The organism is Cronobacter sp. HA18003 (assembly GCF_011605905.1).
Lineage (GTDB): Bacteria > Pseudomonadota > Gammaproteobacteria > Enterobacterales > Enterobacteriaceae > Cronobacter > Cronobacter sakazakii.
The window spans coordinates 1-14,130 of sequence record NZ_JAANQO010000004.1 but is presented as its reverse complement, the minus strand read 5'-3'; the positions used below and the strand labels follow the sequence as shown (position 1 = coordinate 14,130).

Here is a 14,130-nt window from a genome sequence, read left to right as displayed (position 1 = left end):
TACTAAGCTTTACTTGGAGTAAAGCTCGACGATCAGGTGTTCGTTAATGTCCGCAGACAGATCGGTGCGCTCAGGCTTACGCTTGAAGGTACCTTCCATCTTGCCAGCATCAACTTCCAGCCAGGTTGGCTTTTCACGCTGCTCAGCCAGCTCCAGAGCGGCTTTCACGCGAGACTGCTTTTTCGCTTTCTCACGAACGCTGACTACGTCGTTCGGACTAACCTGGTAAGAAGCGATGTTAACAACACGACCGTTTACCATGATGGCTTTATGGCTAACCAGCTGACGTGCTTCTGCACGAGTGGCGCCGAAGCCCATACGGTATACAACGTTGTCCAGACGACCTTCCAGCAGAGCCAACAGGTTTTCACCGGTGTTGCCTTTCAGACGCGCGGCTTCTTTATAGTAGTTACGGAACTGACGCTCCAGCACACCGTAGATACGGCGAACTTTTTGCTTTTCACGCAACTGCACACCATAGTCAGACAGACGCGGTTTACGCGCACCGTGCTGGCCAGGAGCTTGTTCAATTTTACACTTGGTATCGATCGCGCGAACGCCAGACTTAAGGAACAGGTCTGTGCCCTCGCGACGGCTCAGCTTGAGCTTAGGACCCAAATATCTTGCCATTTTCTTTCTCCAACATTCCTAAAAACGGGCGTTATACGCGACGTTTTTTCGGCGGACGACAACCGTTGTGAGGGATCGGAGTCACATCAGTAATATTAGTGATGCGGAAACCAGCGGCGTTCAGAGCACGAATAGTAGATTCGCGGCCCGGACCCGGTCCCTTAACCATAACTTCCAGGTTCTTGATACCGTATTCTTTCACGGCTTCTGCGCAACGCTCTGCTGCAACCTGAGCTGCGAACGGAGTGGATTTGCGAGAACCACGGAAACCGGAACCACCGGCAGTTGCCCAACCCAGAGCGTTACCTTGACGATCAGTAATAGTAACGATGGTGTTGTTGAAAGAAGCATGGATATGAGCCACGCCGTCAGAGACTTGTTTTCTTACACGTTTACGTGCACGAACTGGTGCCTTTGCCATTATTCAATCACCCCGATTATTTCTTGATCGGTTTGCGCGGACCCTTACGGGTACGTGCGTTGGTCTTGGTACGCTGACCGCGAACCGGGAGACCACGACGATGACGCAAACCGCGATAGCAACCAAGATCCATCAGGCGCTTGATGCTCATACTCACTTCACGGCGCAGATCACCTTCAACGACAAATTTGGCAACTTCGTCACGCAGCGTGTCGATTTGTTCTTCAGACAGCTCACTGATCTTAACATCTTCAGCGAAACCCACTGCAGCCAGGATAGCTTTAGAACGGGTTTTGCCGATACCGTAGATCGAAGTTAATGCGATTACGGCATGCTTATGATCAGGAATGTTAATGCCTGCTATACGGGCCACTATGCACTCCTACTATATTGATTATGCGTCCCATGCTGAAAAGCCCGTTTTCAGGATACTCAAATGGAAACGCACAGACATACAAAAGATTGGCTGGCTAATCTAGCCAGCTCAACCCAACTTTGCAAGAAAAATATGCGAGATAATCAGCCTTGACGCTGTTTATGCTTCGGCTCGGCACTGCAAATCACACGGATGACGCCATCACGCTTAACGATTTTGCAGTTACGGCATAATTTCTTGACGGAAGCACGAACTTTCATTTTTACTCTCCGTAACTTCTCAAGCGACCATTAACGGCCATAGCCTTTGAGGTTCGCTTTCTTCAATGCAGACTCATACTGACTAGACATCATCAGAGTTTGCACTTGAGCCATAAAGTCCATGATGACAACAACAACGATAAGTAAGGACGTCCCACCGAAATAGAACGGAACTTTCATTGCATCACGCATGAACTCCGGGATCAGGCAAATGAAAGTAATGTACAGCGCGCCAACCAGGGTCAGGCGTGTCATTACTTTATCGATATACTTCGCCGTTTGTTCTCCCGGACGAATTCCTGGTACAAATGCACCGGACTTCTTCAGGTTATCTGCTGTCTCACGCGGGTTGAAAACCAACGCCGTGTAGAAGAAACAGAAGAAGATGATTGCAGACGCATAGAGTAACACATAAAGCGGTTGCCCAGGCTGCAAATACAGCGAAATTGTTGTCAGCCAGTTCCAACCAGTACCGCCCCCGAACCATGACGCAATGGTCGCCGGGAACAGAATAATACTGGAAGCGAAAATCGCCGGAATAACCCCAGCCATGTTCACTTTCAGCGGTAAATGTGTGCTCTGTGCAGCATAGACACGACGACCTTGCTGACGTTTTGCATAGTTCACGACGATACGGCGCTGACCACGCTCAACAAACACAACAAAGAAAGTCACTGCGAATACTAATACTGCAACCAACAGCAACAGGAGGAAGTGCAGGTCGCCTTGCCGCGCTTGCTCGATGGTATGGCCAATGGCCGGCGGAAGTCCCGCAACGATACCAGCGAAGATTATGATTGAGATACCGTTACCGATACCGCGTTCAGTAATCTGTTCGCCCAGCCACATCAGGAACATTGTCCCGGTAACCAGACTCACAACAGCGGTGAAATAGAATGCAAAGCCCGGATTAATTACCAGGCCTTGCATACCAGGCATATTCGGCAGACCGGTAGCGATACCGATCGACTGAAATATTGCCAGCACCAGAGTACCGTAGCGGGTGTACTGGCTGATCTTACGACGACCAGACTCCCCTTCTTTCTTCATTTCTGCCAGCGTCGGGTGAACGACGGTCAACAGCTGGATAATAATAGAGGCCGAAATATACGGCATAATACCCAGAGCGAAAATAGAAGCACGGCTAAGAGCACCACCAGAGAACATGTTGAACATTTCAATGATGGTGCCACGCTGTTGCTCAAGCAGTTTGGCAAGTACAGCGGCATCAATACCAGGGATTGGAATAAAAGAGCCAATTCGGAACACAATCAGCGCACCGATAACAAACAGCAGTCTGCGTTTCAGCTCGCCAAGGCCACCTTTGGCACTTTGAAAATCTAATCCCGGTTGTTTAGCCATCTGCTACTTATTCCTCGATTTTACCGCCAGCAGCTTCGATAGCAGCACGAGCGCCTTTAGTTACACGCAGGCCACGAACAGTTACCGGACGAGTAACTTCACCAGCCAGAATCACTTTCGCGAATTCGATCTGGATGCCGATAATGTTTGCCGCTTTCAGCGTGTTCAGGTCTACTACGTCGCCTTCTACTTTAGCCAGATCAGACAGACGAACTTCTGCAGTGATCATTGCTTTACGAGAAGTGAAACCGAATTTCGGCAGACGACGGTACAGAGGCATCTGACCGCCCTCGAAACCGCGACGTACGCCACCGCCAGAACGAGATTTCTGACCTTTGTGACCACGACCACCGGTTTTACCGAGGCCAGAACCGATACCACGACCCAGGCGTTTACCCGCCTTTTTGGAGCCTTCGGCCGGAGACAGAGTATTTAAACGCATCTCTTACTCCTCAACTTTAACCATGAAGGAAACCGCGTTGACCATACCGCGAACAGCAGGAGTATCCTCGCGCTCAACGGTGTGACCAATACGACGCAGACCCAGGCCAAGCAGCGTTGCCTTGTGTTTCGGCAGACGACCGATTGCACTGCGGGTTTGAGTGATTTTAATAGTCTTTGCCATGGTCAATTACCCCAGAATTTCTTCAACGGATTTACCACGCTTGGCAGCGACCATTTCCGGGGACTTCATGTTGGCCAGGCCATCAATAGTCGCACGAACCACGTTGATCGGGTTAGTGGAACCATAGGCTTTAGCCAGAACGTTATGAACCCCAGCGACTTCCAGAACGGCGCGCATTGCACCACCGGCGATGATACCGGTACCTTCGGAAGCCGGCTGCATGAATACACGAGAACCCGTGTGAGCACCTTTAACCGGGTGCTGCAGGGTGCCGTGGTTCAGCGCGACGTTAATCATATTGCGACGAGCTTTTTCCATCGCTTTCTGGATCGCTGCCGGAACTTCGCGTGCTTTACCGTAACCAAAACCAACGCGGCCGTTGCCATCACCGACTACAGTCAGAGCGGTGAAGCTAAAAATACGACCACCTTTTACGGTTTTAGATACGCGGTTTACCGCGATCAGCTTTTCCTGCAGTTCGCCAGCTTGTTTTTCGATGTGAGCCATCTTACACCTCTACCTTAGAACTGAAGGCCAGCTTCACGGGCAGCATCTGCCAGTGCCTGGACACGACCATGATATTGGAAACCAGAGCGGTCAAAAGAAACATCTTTGATGCCTTTTTCCAGCGCGCGCTCAGCAACAGCTTTACCAACTGCAGCAGCGGCGTCTTTGTTTCCAGTGTACTTCAGTTGCTCAGCGATAGCTTTTTCTACAGTAGAAGCGGCTACCAGAACTTCAGAACCGTTCGGGGCGATTACCTGTGCGTAAATATGACGCGGGGTACGATGTACCACCAGGCGGGTCGCACCAAGCTCTTTGAGCTTGCGACGTGCGCGGGTCGCACGACGGATACGAGCAGATTTCTTATCCATAGTGTTACCTTACTTCTTCTTAGCCTCTTTGGTACGCACGACTTCGTCGGCGTAACGAACACCCTTGCCTTTGTAAGGCTCAGGACGACGGTAGGCGCGCAGGTCAGCAGCAACCTGGCCGATCAGCTGTTTATCAGCGCCTTTCAGCACGATTTCAGTCTGAGACGGACATTCTGCAGTGATACCCGCAGGCAGCTGATGATCAACAGGGTGAGAAAAACCCAGAGACAGGTTTACTACGTTCCCTTTGATCGCTGCACGATAACCTACACCAACCAGCTGCAGCTTCTTAGTGAAGCCTTCGGTAACACCGATAACCATTGAATTCAGCAGGGCACGCGCGGTACCAGCCTGAGCCCAACCGTCTGCGTAACCATCACGCGGACCGAAAGTCAGAGCATTATCTGCATGTTTAACTTCAACAGCATCGTTGAGAGTACGAGTCAGCTCGCCGTTTTTACCTTTGATCGTGATAACCTGACCGTTGAGTTTTACATCAACGCCGGCAGGAATAACGACCGGTGCTTTAGCAACACGAGACATTTTTTCCTCCGATTAGGCTACGTAGCAGATAATTTCGCCACCAAGACCAGCCTGGCGCGCTGCACGATCAGTCATAACACCTTTAGAGGTAGAAATAACCGCGATACCCAGGCCGGCCATAACTTTCGGCAGCTCATCTTTTTTCTTATAGATGCGCAGACCTGGGCGGCTGACACGCTGAATGCTTTCTACAACAGCTTTACCCTGGAAATACTTGAGAGTCAGTTCCAGTTCCGGCTTGGTGTCGCCTTCAACTTTAAAATCTTCAATAAAACCTTCTTCCTTCAGCACGTTGGCGATTGCCACTTTCAGCTTGGAGGAAGGCATGGTGACCGCAGCTTTGTTCGCGGCCTGACCGTTACGGATACGGGTCAGCATATCCGCGATCGGATCTTGCATGCTCATCTGTCTTTACTCCCGTGATTCAATTGGTGACAATTACCAGCTAGCCTTTTTCAGACCCGGGATTTCACCGCGCATAGCGGCTTCACGGACCTTGATACGGCTCAACCCGAACTTCCGCAGGAAAGCGTGCGGACGACCAGTTTGACGGCAGCGGTTACGCTGACGAGACGGGCTGGAATCACGCGGCAGAGTCTGCAGCTTCAGAACAGCGTTCCAACGGTCTTCGTCGGAAGCGTTCACATCAGAAATGATCGCTTTCAGTTCAGCGCGTTTAGCGAAGTATTTTTCAGCTAAAGCTACGCGCTTTACTTCGCGTGCTTTCATTGATTGCTTAGCCATGAAGTAACCCTACCTTACTTGCGGAACGGGAAGTCAAAGGCAGCCAGCAGAGCACGGCCTTCTTCATCAGATTTCGCAGTAGTGGTAATGGTAATATCCAAACCACGAACGCGATCGACTTTGTCATAGTCGATTTCCGGGAAGATGATCTGCTCACGGACACCCATGCTGTAATTGCCACGACCGTCGAAAGACTTAGCGGACAGGCCGCGGAAGTCACGAATACGCGGTACAGCAATAGTGATCAGGCGCTCAAAGAACTCCCACATGCGTTCGCCACGCAGAGTTACTTTACAGCCGATCGGATAGCCCTGACGGATTTTGAAGCCTGCAACTGATTTGCGTGCTTTGGTGATCAGCGGTTTTTGACCGGAGATTGCTGCCAGGTCAGCTGCTGCGTTATCCAGCAGTTTCTTGTCAGCGATCGCTTCACCAACACCCATGTTCAGGGTGATCTTCTCGACCCGAGGGACTTGCATGACAGAATTGTAGTTGAACTGAGTCATCAGTTTTTTAACTACTTCGTCTTTGTAGTAATCATGCAGTTTCGCCATCGTACTACTCCAAATTACTTGATAGTTTCGCTGTTAGACTTGAAGAAACGGACTTTTTTGCCGTCTTCGAATCTAAAGCCTACACGGTCAGCCTTGCCGGTTGCCGCATTGAAGATTGCAACGTTAGAAACCTGAATAGCAGCTTCTTTTTCAACGATGCCACCCGGTTGGTTCAGGGCCGGAACCGGCTTCTGATGTTTCTTAACCAGGTTGATACCTTCAACAATGACCTTGCCGGAAGACAGGACATTTTTTACTTTACCGCGTTTACCTTTATCTTTACCGGTTAACACGATAACTTCGTCATCACGACGGATTTTCGCTGCCATGATTCGCTCCTTAGAGTACTTCTGGTGCCAGAGAGATGATTTTCATAAACTTCTCAGAACGAAGTTCACGAGTTACCGGCCCAAAAATACGCGTACCGATAGGCTGCTCGCTGTTGTTGTTCAGAAGAACACAAGCATTGCCATCGAAGCGAACGACAGAACCGTCAGGGCGACGAACACCCTTCTTGGTGCGCACCACTACCGCCTTCAGCACATCACCTTTTTTAACTTTACCGCGCGGAATTGCTTCCTTGATGGTAATTTTGATGATATCGCCGACGCCTGCGTAGCGACGGTGCGAGCCACCCAGAACCTTGATACACATTACGCGACGCGCGCCGGAGTTGTCGGCGACGTTCAGCATAGTCTGTTCTTGGATCATTTCAGTGCTCCGCTAATGTCAACTACTACTTCGGGACCTAACTTCAGGTCGTTAAAAATCCCCATAATCGAGGGCGCGGCATTATAACACCGCTCACAGGATATGGGTAGAAAAAATAAACGGCTCATCGCTGAGCCGTTTATTCTGTTAGAGAGCGCTACTCTATTACAGAACCGCTTTCTCTACAACGCGAACCAGCGTCCAGGACTTAGTCTTGGACAGCGGACGGCATTCGCGGATTTCAACCACGTCACCGATACCGCATTCGTTGTTCTCGTCATGTACGTGCAGTTTGGTCGTACGCTTAATGAATTTACCGTAGATCGGGTGTTTCACAAAACGCTCGATGGCAACAACAATGGATTTCTCCATTTTGTCGCTAACAACGCGACCTTGCAGAGTACGGATTTTATCGGTCATTACGCACCCGCCTTCTCAGTCAGTAAAGTCTTAACGCGTGCGACATCACGACGCACTTGCTTCAACAGGTGAGTCTGTTGCAGCTGGCCACTTGCAGCCTGCATACGCAGGTTGAACTGCTCGCGCAGCAGGTTAAGCAGCTCGGTGTTCAGCTCTTCAACACTCTTCTCACGCAGCTCTTTTGCTTTCATTACATCACCGTCTTAGTTACAAAGGTGGTTTTAATCGGCAGTTTCGCTGCTGCCAGCTTGAATGCTTCACGGGCCAGCTCTTCCGGCACACCGTCCATTTCGTACAGGACTTTACCCGGCTGAATCAAGGCAACCCAATACTCTACGTTACCTTTACCTTTACCCATACGCACTTCCAGCGGCTTCTCGGTGATCGGTTTGTCCGGGAATACACGGATCCAGATCTTACCCTGACGCTTAACTGCACGGGTCATTGCACGACGTGCTGCTTCGATCTGACGGGCAGTCAGACGACCACGGCCAACAGCTTTAAGACCGTAAGTGCCGAAGCTAACATCCGTACCCTGCGCCAGACCACGGTTGCGGCCTTTGTGCACTTTACGGAATTTTGTACGCTTTGGTTGTAACATCAGCGACGCTCCTTATTTACGGCCTTTACGCTGCTGCTTTTTCGGTTGAGCAGCCGGTTTTTCCGGTTGTTCAACAGCAGCCATACCACCAAGGATCTCACCTTTGAAGATCCACACTTTAACGCCGATTACACCGTAAGTGGTGTGCGCTTCGGAGGTGTTGTAGTCGATGTCAGCGCGCAGAGTGTGCAGCGGAACGCGACCTTCACGGTACCATTCGGTACGTGCGATCTCAGCGCCGCCCAGACGGCCGCTAACTTCAACTTTGATACCTTTAGCGCCCAGACGCATGGCGTTCTGTACAGCACGCTTCATAGCACGACGGAACATAACACGACGTTCCAGCTGAGAAGTGATGCTGTCAGCAACCAGTTTTGCGTCCAGTTCAGGTTTACGAACTTCGGCGATATTGATCTGCGCAGGCACGCCAGCGATGTCCGCTACGCCCTTACGCAGTTTTTCGACGTCTTCACCTTTCTTACCGATAACGATACCCGGGCGAGCAGTGTGAATGGTCACACGAATGCTTTTAGCCGGACGCTCGATAACGATACGAGATACAGACGCTTTAGCCAGTTCCTTGTTCAGGTACTGACGAACTTTAAAGTCGCTGTCCAGGTTGTCAGCGAATTCTTTGGTGTTCGCGAACCAGGTAGAGTTCCATGGTTTTACAATACCCAGGCGAATACCATTAGGATGTACTTTCTGACCCATTGCTAGTCTCCAGAGTCTCAGCGATCGGACACAACCACAGTGATGTGGCTGGTGCGCTTCAGAATGCGATCTGCACGACCTTTCGCACGCGGCATAATGCGTTTCATGCTCGGGCCTTCGTCTACGAAAATTTTCGTGACTTTCAGATCGTCAATGTCAGCGCCATCGTTGTGTTCAGCGTTAGCAATGGCAGATTCCAGGACTTTCTTAACCAATACAGCCGCTTTCTTATTGGTGTAGGTCAGAATATCCAGAGCCTGCGACACTTTCTTACCGCGGATCAGGTCAGCCACCAGGCGAACCTTCTGAGCAGAAGAACGAGCATGGCGATGTTTAGCGATAGTTTCCATCTCTTCCTCCTACTTATTTCTTCTTGGCTTTTTTATCAGCCGCGTGACCGCGATAAGTACGGGTCGGTGCGAATTCACCCAGTTTGTGACCGACCATTTCGTCGGAAACAAATACTGGAACGTGCTGACGACCATTATGGACAGCGATGGTCAAACCGATCATGTTTGGAAAGATCGTTGAACGACGGGACCAAGTGCGCAGGGGCTTCTTGTCACCGCTTTCCACCGCTTTCTCTACCTTCTTCAGCAAGTGCAGGTCAATAAAAGGACCTTTCTTGAGAGAACGTGGCATGGCTTATCCTCTAAAATTATTTGCTACGGCGACGTACGATGAATTTATCAGTACGCTTGTTGCTGCGGGTCTTCTTACCTTTGGTCTGAACGCCCCACGGAGTTACCGGGTGCTTACCAAAGTTACGACCTTCACCACCACCATGTGGGTGATCCACCGGGTTCATCGCCGTACCGCGAACGGTCGGACGAACACCACGCCAGCGTGCAGCACCTGCTTTACCCAGAACGCGCAGCATATGCTCAGCGTTACCAACTTCGCCCAGAGTCGCGCGGCAGTCAGCTTCCACTTTACGCATTTCGCCAGAACGCAGACGCAGGGTGACATAAGCACCGTCACGAGCAACGATCTGAACATAGGTACCAGCAGAACGCGCCAGCTGACCGCCTTTACCTGGTTTCATTTCTACGTTGTGAACAGTAGAACCAACCGGGATGTTGCGCATCGGCAGGGTGTTACCTGGTTTGATTGCAGCATCAACGCCAGACTGAATCTGGTCGCCAGCTTTCAGGCCTTTCGGGGCCAGGATGTAACGGCGCTCGCCGTCTTTGTACAGAACCAGCGCGATGTTCGCGGAGCGGTTCGGATCGTACTCAAGACGTTCAACAACTGCCGGGATACCGTCTTTGTTGCGTTTGAAGTCAACAATACGGTAGGCCTGTTTGTGACCACCACCGATGTGACGAGTGGTGATACGGCCATTGTTGTTACGACCACCGGATTTGCTGTTTTTTTCCAGCAACGGAGCAAAAGGTTTGCCCTTGTGCAGCTCAGGGTTAACCACTTTAACTACGTGGCGACGACCCGGAGATGTCGGTTTACATTTAACAACTGCCATTGTATTACTCCTCCGACTTACTCAGCGCCGCCGATGAAGTCCAGATTCTGGCCTTCTTTCAGGGTGACGTAAGCTTTTTTCCAGTCGCTACGACGACCGATACGCTGTCCGTGACGTTTAACTTTCCCTTTAACTACCAGGGTGTTAACGACTTCGACTTCGACTTCAAACAGTTTCTGCACAGCAGCTTTGATTTCTGCTTTAGTCGCGTCTTTAGCAACTTTGAGAACGATGGTGTTGGTTTTTTCCATCGCAGTAGACGCTTTTTCAGAAACGTGCGGTGCGCGCAGCACCTTCAGCAGACGTTCTTCACGAATCATGCCAGCATCTCCTCAACTTGCTTAACAGCATCAGCAGTCATTACGACTTTGTCGAAGGCGATCAGGCTAACCGGGTCGATACCTGTAGCATCGCGTACGTCAACCTTGTGCAGGTTACGTGCGGCCAGGAACAGGTTTTCGTCCAGTTCACCGGTGATGATCAGCACATCTTCCAGAGCCATGTCTTTCAGTTTCTGTGCAAGCAGCTTGGTTTTCGGCGCTTCTACAGAGAACTTCTCGACAACGATCAGACGATCCTGACGTACCAGTTCGGACAGGATGCTTTTCAGCGCGCCGCGGTACATCTTTTTGTTAACTTTTTGACTGTGGTCCTGCGGACGCGCAGCGAAGGTCACGCCACCAGAGCGCCAGATCGGGCTCTTGATGGAACCAGAACGCGCACGGCCGGTACCTTTCTGGCGCCACGGTTTTTTACCGGAGCCAGTTACTTCAGCACGGGTCTTCTGAGCACGAGTACCCTGACGAGCACCAGCTGCGTAAGCAACTACAACCTGGTGTACCAGCGCTTCGTTGAAATCACGACCGAAGGTAGTTTCGGAAACAGTCAGCGCGCTCTGCGCGTCTTTCAGTACTAATTCCATTGCTATCTCCTCACGCCTTCACAGCTGGTTTAACGATCAGGTCGCTACCGGTTGCACCCGGGACAGCACCTTTAACCAGCAGCAGGTTGCGCTCAGCGTCAACACGTACTACGTCCAGGCTCTGAACGGTTACACGTTCGTTACCCAGCTGACCTGCCATTTTCTTGCCTTTGAACACTTTGCCCGGAGTCTGGTTCTGACCGATAGAACCCGGAACGCGGTGAGACAAGGAGTTACCGTGGGTAGCGTCCTGGGTACGGAAGTTCCAGCGCTTAACGGTACCGGCGAAACCTTTACCTTTAGAGGTGCCAGTTACGTCAACTTTTTTAACTTCAGCAAACAGCTCAACGCTAATGCTCTGACCTACGGTGTATTCTTCGCCATCAGCGAGACGGAATTCCCACAGACCACGGCCAGCTTCTACGCCAGCTTTAGCGAAGTGACCCGCTTCCGGCTTGGTTACACGGTTAGCTTTTTTAGCACCAGTGGTAACCTGCACAGCGCGGTAGCCGTCGTTAGCCAGGTCTTTAACCTGAGTAACGCGGTTTGCTTCAACTTCGATTACGGTTACTGGGATAGAAACGCCTTCTTCAGTGAAGATGCGGGTCATACCCACTTTTTTACCGACTAAACCAATCATTGTTTCAACCTCTCAATCGCTCAATGACCTGATTAACCCAGGCTGATCTGCACGTCTACACCGGCAGCCAGATCCAGACGCATCAGAGCATCAACGGTTTTCTCGGTTGGCTCAACGATGTCAACCAGACGCTTGTGAGTGCGGATTTCGTACTGATCGCGCGCGTCTTTGTTAACGTGCGGGGAGATCAGAACGGTAAAGCGCTCTTTGCGGGTCGGCAGCGGGATCGGACCACGGACTTGCGCACCAGTGCGCTTAGCAGTCTCGACGATTTCCGCGGTTGATTGATCGATCAGACGATGATCAAACGCTTTCAGGCGGATACGGATTCTTTGGTTCTGCATGAGACCAGAGCTCCAATTATTTTATAGACGAAAATGATTACTCCTCGAACCCATTACGATTGATGGGAGAGTGTAATCGTTCTTACGTAGCCCCCCGATTGGGGGCATTGTTTGATAGCCAAAAAGAAGCTATCAGGGTTCATATCGAACCAGCCGTCATTGATGACAGGCCCGCGCATTATACGTAAATCTGGCGCTGACGCAAGCGCTGATTAGAAATTAAACATTCTTTCGTACTGTCTCGCAATTCGGTGTATCACGCCAATTCTCTTCATTTCTTTTATGGAAACTACGCGCATTGTTGCATAAACACCGTTTGGCGTGTCTTCCGGGAAGCGTATGTTATGAGTTCATTGAAGGCGCACTCAGGGAAGAAGAATGATCGCGATATGGATTTCAGCGTATATGCTGTTGAATGCAGGGCTGGTGGTAAAAGATGTGCGTGACGGTCTTCTACCTGACAACCTTACCTGCCCTCTCTTGTGGATAGGGCTTTCTTACCAGCTTATATTTGCGCCACAGCATCTGGCGGATGCTGTCACCGGAGCGCTGGCCGGATACCTTTCATTATGCTTTTTCTACTGGGCTTATCGTTGGCTGCGTGGTTATGAAGGGTTGGGGTATGGGGATGTGAAATTTTTGGGTGCACTTGGCGCCTGGCACGGATGGCAACTGCTTGGTGTTCTACTTACCATTGCTTCTTTACTTGGGCTTGCGGCCGCATTGATAGTTTATTACATAAAAGGCAAAGCACCCGTACGTAAAACCCCGCTACCTTTTGGGCCGTTTCTGGCGATAGCGGGGTTAGTGTGCAGTGGCGTCACATTCCAGATACTGACTCTGTGAACGTTAGCTCTGCTCTTTAATCTGGGACTGGATGTAATTCTGCAGGCCAATTTTACCGATAAGATCCAGTTCGGTTTCGAGCCAGTCAATGTGTTGCTCTTCGTCTTCAAGGATTTTAATCATAATGTCCCTGCTGACGTAGTCATGAATTGAATCGGCATAGGCGATGGCTTCACGCAGATCTTTCGCCCCTTCCATCTCAAGATTGAGATCGGAGCGCAGCATCTCTTCTACGTCTTCGCCAATGTGTAACTTACCAAGATCCTGAAGATTTGGGATACCTTCAAGAAAGAGAATACGCTCGATATAGATATCGGCGTGCTTCATCTCATCAATGGATTCATGATACTCAACGTCGTTGAGGCGCATGAGGCCCCAGTTTTTAAACATTCTTGCATGGAGAAAGTACTGATTGATTGCGACAAGCTCATTTCCCAATAATTTATTGAGATAATTTATTATCTTAATATCACCTTTCATTTTGCTTCCCTCCGCTTCCACTACATGAAGCGTAGATGGGCTGGCGAGGAAGTCAAAATCTGAGCTTACGCAATTTCCTGGTATTCCGGAATCTGCAGCAGTTCATCCTGCATAATTTCACGCGCGGCACGGACACACTTGCCGCACTGATTACCAATCGGCATGAATTTACGAAGCTGCTGGAAGGACTGGGGATGGTGCTGGCGTACCGCCTGCCGTATTTTTTTATCGCTGATACCGTTACACAAACAAACGTACATGATGACTCCCGTTCAGTTTATGCACAGAGTGTAAATGAGAATAGTTACGATTACAACGAGACTGGAGTAGAGTTTTCTGATGCAGAATGGGCTTCTTTTGAGGACACGAATGTTTTCAAACTACTTTTCCTTATAAAACAAAAAAGGGCGCCGAAGCGCCCTTTTCAATTCTGTAGCAATTAGCCCAGAACTTTTGCAACCACGCCCGCGCCAACGGTACGGCCGCCTTCGCGGATTGCGAAACGCAGACCGTCGTCCATCGCGATCGGGTGGATCAGGGTAACAACCATTTTGATGTTGTCACCCGGCATTACCATCTCCA

At 50.5% G+C, this 14,130-nt stretch carries 29 protein-coding genes and 1 pseudogene; 1 reads left to right on the top strand and 29 read right to left on the bottom strand.

The genetic code is table 11. From position 1 onward, the window contains the following. Positions 1-9: 9 nt before the first annotated feature. From rpsD to rpsJ, 26 genes are all read right to left on the bottom strand, one after another. Positions 10-630, bottom strand: a complete 621-nt coding sequence (rpsD, locus tag G6041_RS00615) for a 30S ribosomal protein S4 (protein ID WP_004388622.1) — start codon at positions 628-630, stop codon at positions 10-12. A 31-nt stretch (positions 631-661) separates the two neighbouring features. Continuing rightward, positions 662-1,051 carry a 30S ribosomal protein S11 gene (gene rpsK, locus G6041_RS00610; RefSeq protein ID WP_004388621.1) on the bottom strand — a complete coding sequence of 130 codons (390 nt, stop codon included), beginning with the start codon at positions 1,049-1,051 and terminating at the stop codon, positions 662-664. 16 nt (positions 1,052-1,067) lie between these two features. Next, positions 1,068-1,424 carry a 30S ribosomal protein S13 gene (gene rpsM, locus G6041_RS00605; protein WP_004388620.1) on the bottom strand — a complete coding sequence of 119 codons (357 nt, stop codon included), beginning with the start codon at positions 1,422-1,424 and terminating at the stop codon, positions 1,068-1,070. Between the two features lie 146 nt (positions 1,425-1,570). Beyond that, on the bottom strand, positions 1,571-1,687 hold the full coding sequence (rpmJ, locus tag G6041_RS00600) for a 50S ribosomal protein L36 (protein ID WP_000868187.1): 117 nt from the start codon (positions 1,685-1,687) through the stop codon (positions 1,571-1,573). A gap of 30 nt (positions 1,688-1,717) precedes the next feature. Next, positions 1,718-3,049: a preprotein translocase subunit SecY gene (gene secY, locus G6041_RS00595; protein ID WP_004388619.1), complete on the bottom strand. Its 1,332-nt coding sequence runs from the start codon at positions 3,047-3,049 to the stop codon at positions 1,718-1,720. Positions 3,050-3,056: 7 nt separating this feature from the next. Next, positions 3,057-3,491: a 50S ribosomal protein L15 gene (rplO, locus tag G6041_RS00590; RefSeq protein WP_004388618.1), complete on the bottom strand. Its 435-nt coding sequence runs from the start codon at positions 3,489-3,491 to the stop codon at positions 3,057-3,059. A 3-nt stretch (positions 3,492-3,494) separates the two neighbouring features. Continuing rightward, positions 3,495-3,674, bottom strand: coding sequence for a 50S ribosomal protein L30 (gene rpmD / locus G6041_RS00585; RefSeq protein ID WP_001140434.1), 180 nt, complete (start codon positions 3,672-3,674; stop codon positions 3,495-3,497). Positions 3,675-3,680: 6 nt separating this feature from the next. Beyond that, entirely contained in the window at positions 3,681-4,181 is a 501-nt protein-coding gene (rpsE, locus tag G6041_RS00580) for a 30S ribosomal protein S5 (protein ID WP_004388617.1), read from the bottom strand. Positions 4,182-4,195: 14 nt separating this feature from the next. Then, positions 4,196-4,549 (bottom strand): 50S ribosomal protein L18, encoded by a 354-nt coding sequence (gene rplR, locus G6041_RS00575; protein ID WP_000358956.1) that lies wholly within the window; start codon positions 4,547-4,549, stop codon positions 4,196-4,198. A 9-nt stretch (positions 4,550-4,558) separates the two neighbouring features. Continuing rightward, on the bottom strand, positions 4,559-5,092 hold the full coding sequence (gene rplF, locus G6041_RS00570) for a 50S ribosomal protein L6 (protein WP_004388616.1): 534 nt from the start codon (positions 5,090-5,092) through the stop codon (positions 4,559-4,561). Positions 5,093-5,104: 12 nt separating this feature from the next. Further along, positions 5,105-5,497, bottom strand: coding sequence for a 30S ribosomal protein S8 (gene rpsH / locus G6041_RS00565; RefSeq protein ID WP_004388615.1), 393 nt, complete (start codon positions 5,495-5,497; stop codon positions 5,105-5,107). Positions 5,498-5,530: 33 nt separating this feature from the next. Then, positions 5,531-5,836: a 30S ribosomal protein S14 gene (rpsN, locus tag G6041_RS00560; RefSeq protein ID WP_004388614.1), complete on the bottom strand. Its 306-nt coding sequence runs from the start codon at positions 5,834-5,836 to the stop codon at positions 5,531-5,533. A gap of 14 nt (positions 5,837-5,850) precedes the next feature. Continuing rightward, positions 5,851-6,390, bottom strand: coding sequence for a 50S ribosomal protein L5 (rplE, locus tag G6041_RS00555; protein ID WP_004388613.1), 540 nt, complete (start codon positions 6,388-6,390; stop codon positions 5,851-5,853). A gap of 14 nt (positions 6,391-6,404) precedes the next feature. Further along, positions 6,405-6,719 carry a 50S ribosomal protein L24 gene (gene rplX, locus G6041_RS00550; protein ID WP_000729185.1) on the bottom strand — a complete coding sequence of 105 codons (315 nt, stop codon included), beginning with the start codon at positions 6,717-6,719 and terminating at the stop codon, positions 6,405-6,407. 10 nt (positions 6,720-6,729) lie between these two features. Then, positions 6,730-7,101, bottom strand: a complete 372-nt coding sequence (gene rplN, locus G6041_RS00545) for a 50S ribosomal protein L14 (protein ID WP_004388611.1) — start codon at positions 7,099-7,101, stop codon at positions 6,730-6,732. 165 nt (positions 7,102-7,266) lie between these two features. Next, on the bottom strand, positions 7,267-7,521 hold the full coding sequence (gene rpsQ, locus G6041_RS00540) for a 30S ribosomal protein S17 (protein ID WP_000130100.1): 255 nt from the start codon (positions 7,519-7,521) through the stop codon (positions 7,267-7,269). Continuing rightward, complete coding sequence (gene rpmC / locus G6041_RS00535) at positions 7,521-7,712, bottom strand: 50S ribosomal protein L29 (RefSeq protein WP_004388609.1); 192 nt, start codon at positions 7,710-7,712, stop codon at positions 7,521-7,523. Before rpmC ends, rpsQ begins: the two co-directional genes overlap by 1 nt. Next, positions 7,712-8,122, bottom strand: coding sequence for a 50S ribosomal protein L16 (rplP, locus tag G6041_RS00530; RefSeq protein ID WP_004388608.1), 411 nt, complete (start codon positions 8,120-8,122; stop codon positions 7,712-7,714). Before rplP ends, rpmC begins: the two co-directional genes overlap by 1 nt. A 12-nt stretch (positions 8,123-8,134) precedes the next feature. Beyond that, a complete protein-coding gene (gene rpsC, locus G6041_RS00525; protein ID WP_004388607.1) occupies positions 8,135-8,836 on the bottom strand; it encodes a 30S ribosomal protein S3 in 702 nt (233 codons plus the stop codon). Between the two features lie 17 nt (positions 8,837-8,853). Continuing rightward, entirely contained in the window at positions 8,854-9,186 is a 333-nt protein-coding gene (gene rplV, locus G6041_RS00520) for a 50S ribosomal protein L22 (protein WP_000447529.1), read from the bottom strand. 13 nt (positions 9,187-9,199) lie between these two features. After that, the gene (gene rpsS, locus G6041_RS00515) at positions 9,200-9,478 is read right to left on the bottom strand and encodes a 30S ribosomal protein S19 (protein WP_001138115.1); all 279 of its coding nucleotides are present in this window, start codon (positions 9,476-9,478) and stop codon (positions 9,200-9,202) included. Between the two features lie 16 nt (positions 9,479-9,494). Further along, positions 9,495-10,316: a 50S ribosomal protein L2 gene (rplB, locus tag G6041_RS00510; protein WP_000301864.1), complete on the bottom strand. Its 822-nt coding sequence runs from the start codon at positions 10,314-10,316 to the stop codon at positions 9,495-9,497. Between the two features lie 17 nt (positions 10,317-10,333). Beyond that, positions 10,334-10,636 (bottom strand): 50S ribosomal protein L23, encoded by a 303-nt coding sequence (gene rplW / locus G6041_RS00505; RefSeq protein WP_004388606.1) that lies wholly within the window; start codon positions 10,634-10,636, stop codon positions 10,334-10,336. Continuing rightward, positions 10,633-11,238 (bottom strand): 50S ribosomal protein L4, encoded by a 606-nt coding sequence (gene rplD, locus G6041_RS00500; RefSeq protein WP_000424395.1) that lies wholly within the window; start codon positions 11,236-11,238, stop codon positions 10,633-10,635. Before rplD ends, rplW begins: the two co-directional genes overlap by 4 nt. 10 nt (positions 11,239-11,248) lie before the next feature. After that, complete coding sequence (gene rplC, locus G6041_RS00495) at positions 11,249-11,878, bottom strand: 50S ribosomal protein L3 (RefSeq protein WP_007681261.1); 630 nt, start codon at positions 11,876-11,878, stop codon at positions 11,249-11,251. Between the two features lie 32 nt (positions 11,879-11,910). Next, positions 11,911-12,222: a 30S ribosomal protein S10 gene (gene rpsJ / locus G6041_RS00490; protein WP_001181005.1), complete on the bottom strand. Its 312-nt coding sequence runs from the start codon at positions 12,220-12,222 to the stop codon at positions 11,911-11,913. Between the two features lie 378 nt (positions 12,223-12,600). Between rpsJ and G6041_RS00485 the strand changes: the two genes are divergently transcribed. Next, a complete protein-coding gene (locus G6041_RS00485; protein ID WP_007899103.1) occupies positions 12,601-13,068 on the top strand; it encodes a prepilin peptidase in 468 nt (155 codons plus the stop codon). Positions 13,069-13,071: 3 nt separating this feature from the next. Here G6041_RS00485 and bfr read toward each other — a convergent pair whose 3' ends face one another. The 3 genes and pseudogenes from bfr to tuf form a co-directional block, all read right to left on the bottom strand. After that, a complete protein-coding gene (bfr, locus tag G6041_RS00480; RefSeq protein WP_084999230.1) occupies positions 13,072-13,548 on the bottom strand; it encodes a bacterioferritin in 477 nt (158 codons plus the stop codon). 65 nt (positions 13,549-13,613) lie between these two features. Continuing rightward, complete coding sequence (gene bfd, locus G6041_RS00475) at positions 13,614-13,808, bottom strand: bacterioferritin-associated ferredoxin (protein WP_004387802.1); 195 nt, start codon at positions 13,806-13,808, stop codon at positions 13,614-13,616. 179 nt (positions 13,809-13,987) lie between these two features. After that, a pseudogene (gene tuf / locus G6041_RS00470) lies at positions 13,988-14,130 on the bottom strand (elongation factor Tu); the annotation flags it as partial.

Coding starts and splice junctions, on each gene's coding strand:
- rplE (WP_004388613.1), bottom strand. CDS start 6,390: ATGGCGAAACTGCATGATTACTACAAAGACGAAGTAGTTAAAAAACTG.
- rpsQ (WP_000130100.1), bottom strand. CDS start 7,521: ATGACCGATAAAATCCGTACTCTGCAAGGTCGCGTTGTTAGCGACAAA.
- rplB (WP_000301864.1), bottom strand. CDS start 10,316: ATGGCAGTTGTTAAATGTAAACCGACATCTCCGGGTCGTCGCCACGTA.
- rpsD (WP_004388622.1), bottom strand. CDS start 630: ATGGCAAGATATTTGGGTCCTAAGCTCAAGCTGAGCCGTCGCGAGGGC.
- rplX (WP_000729185.1), bottom strand. CDS start 6,719: ATGGCAGCGAAAATCCGTCGTGATGACGAAGTTATCGTGTTAACCGGT.
- rpsE (WP_004388617.1), bottom strand. CDS start 4,181: ATGGCTCACATCGAAAAACAAGCTGGCGAACTGCAGGAAAAGCTGATC.
- rpsK (WP_004388621.1), bottom strand. CDS start 1,051: ATGGCAAAGGCACCAGTTCGTGCACGTAAACGTGTAAGAAAACAAGTC.
- rplP (WP_004388608.1), bottom strand. CDS start 8,122: ATGTTACAACCAAAGCGTACAAAATTCCGTAAAGTGCACAAAGGCCGC.
- rpmJ (WP_000868187.1), bottom strand. CDS start 1,687: ATGAAAGTTCGTGCTTCCGTCAAGAAATTATGCCGTAACTGCAAAATC.
- rplV (WP_000447529.1), bottom strand. CDS start 9,186: ATGGAAACTATCGCTAAACATCGCCATGCTCGTTCTTCTGCTCAGAAG.
- rplD (WP_000424395.1), bottom strand. CDS start 11,238: ATGGAATTAGTACTGAAAGACGCGCAGAGCGCGCTGACTGTTTCCGAA.
- rpsC (WP_004388607.1), bottom strand. CDS start 8,836: ATGGGTCAGAAAGTACATCCTAATGGTATTCGCCTGGGTATTGTAAAA.
- G6041_RS00485 (WP_007899103.1), top strand. CDS start 12,601: ATGATCGCGATATGGATTTCAGCGTATATGCTGTTGAATGCAGGGCTG.
- rpmC (WP_004388609.1), bottom strand. CDS start 7,712: ATGAAAGCAAAAGAGCTGCGTGAGAAGAGTGTTGAAGAGCTGAACACC.
- rpsH (WP_004388615.1), bottom strand. CDS start 5,497: ATGAGCATGCAAGATCCGATCGCGGATATGCTGACCCGTATCCGTAAC.
- rpsS (WP_001138115.1), bottom strand. CDS start 9,478: ATGCCACGTTCTCTCAAGAAAGGTCCTTTTATTGACCTGCACTTGCTG.
- rplC (WP_007681261.1), bottom strand. CDS start 11,878: ATGATTGGTTTAGTCGGTAAAAAAGTGGGTATGACCCGCATCTTCACT.
- rplO (WP_004388618.1), bottom strand. CDS start 3,491: ATGCGTTTAAATACTCTGTCTCCGGCCGAAGGCTCCAAAAAGGCGGGT.
- rplW (WP_004388606.1), bottom strand. CDS start 10,636: ATGATTCGTGAAGAACGTCTGCTGAAGGTGCTGCGCGCACCGCACGTT.
- rpsJ (WP_001181005.1), bottom strand. CDS start 12,222: ATGCAGAACCAAAGAATCCGTATCCGCCTGAAAGCGTTTGATCATCGT.
- secY (WP_004388619.1), bottom strand. CDS start 3,049: ATGGCTAAACAACCGGGATTAGATTTTCAAAGTGCCAAAGGTGGCCTT.
- rplF (WP_004388616.1), bottom strand. CDS start 5,092: ATGTCTCGTGTTGCTAAAGCACCGGTCGTTATTCCTGCCGGCGTTGAT.
- rpmD (WP_001140434.1), bottom strand. CDS start 3,674: ATGGCAAAGACTATTAAAATCACTCAAACCCGCAGTGCAATCGGTCGT.
- bfd (WP_004387802.1), bottom strand. CDS start 13,808: ATGTACGTTTGTTTGTGTAACGGTATCAGCGATAAAAAAATACGGCAG.
- rpsN (WP_004388614.1), bottom strand. CDS start 5,836: ATGGCTAAGCAATCAATGAAAGCACGCGAAGTAAAGCGCGTAGCTTTA.
- bfr (WP_084999230.1), bottom strand. CDS start 13,548: ATGAAAGGTGATATTAAGATAATAAATTATCTCAATAAATTATTGGGA.
- rplN (WP_004388611.1), bottom strand. CDS start 7,101: ATGATCCAAGAACAGACTATGCTGAACGTCGCCGACAACTCCGGCGCG.
- rplR (WP_000358956.1), bottom strand. CDS start 4,549: ATGGATAAGAAATCTGCTCGTATCCGTCGTGCGACCCGCGCACGTCGC.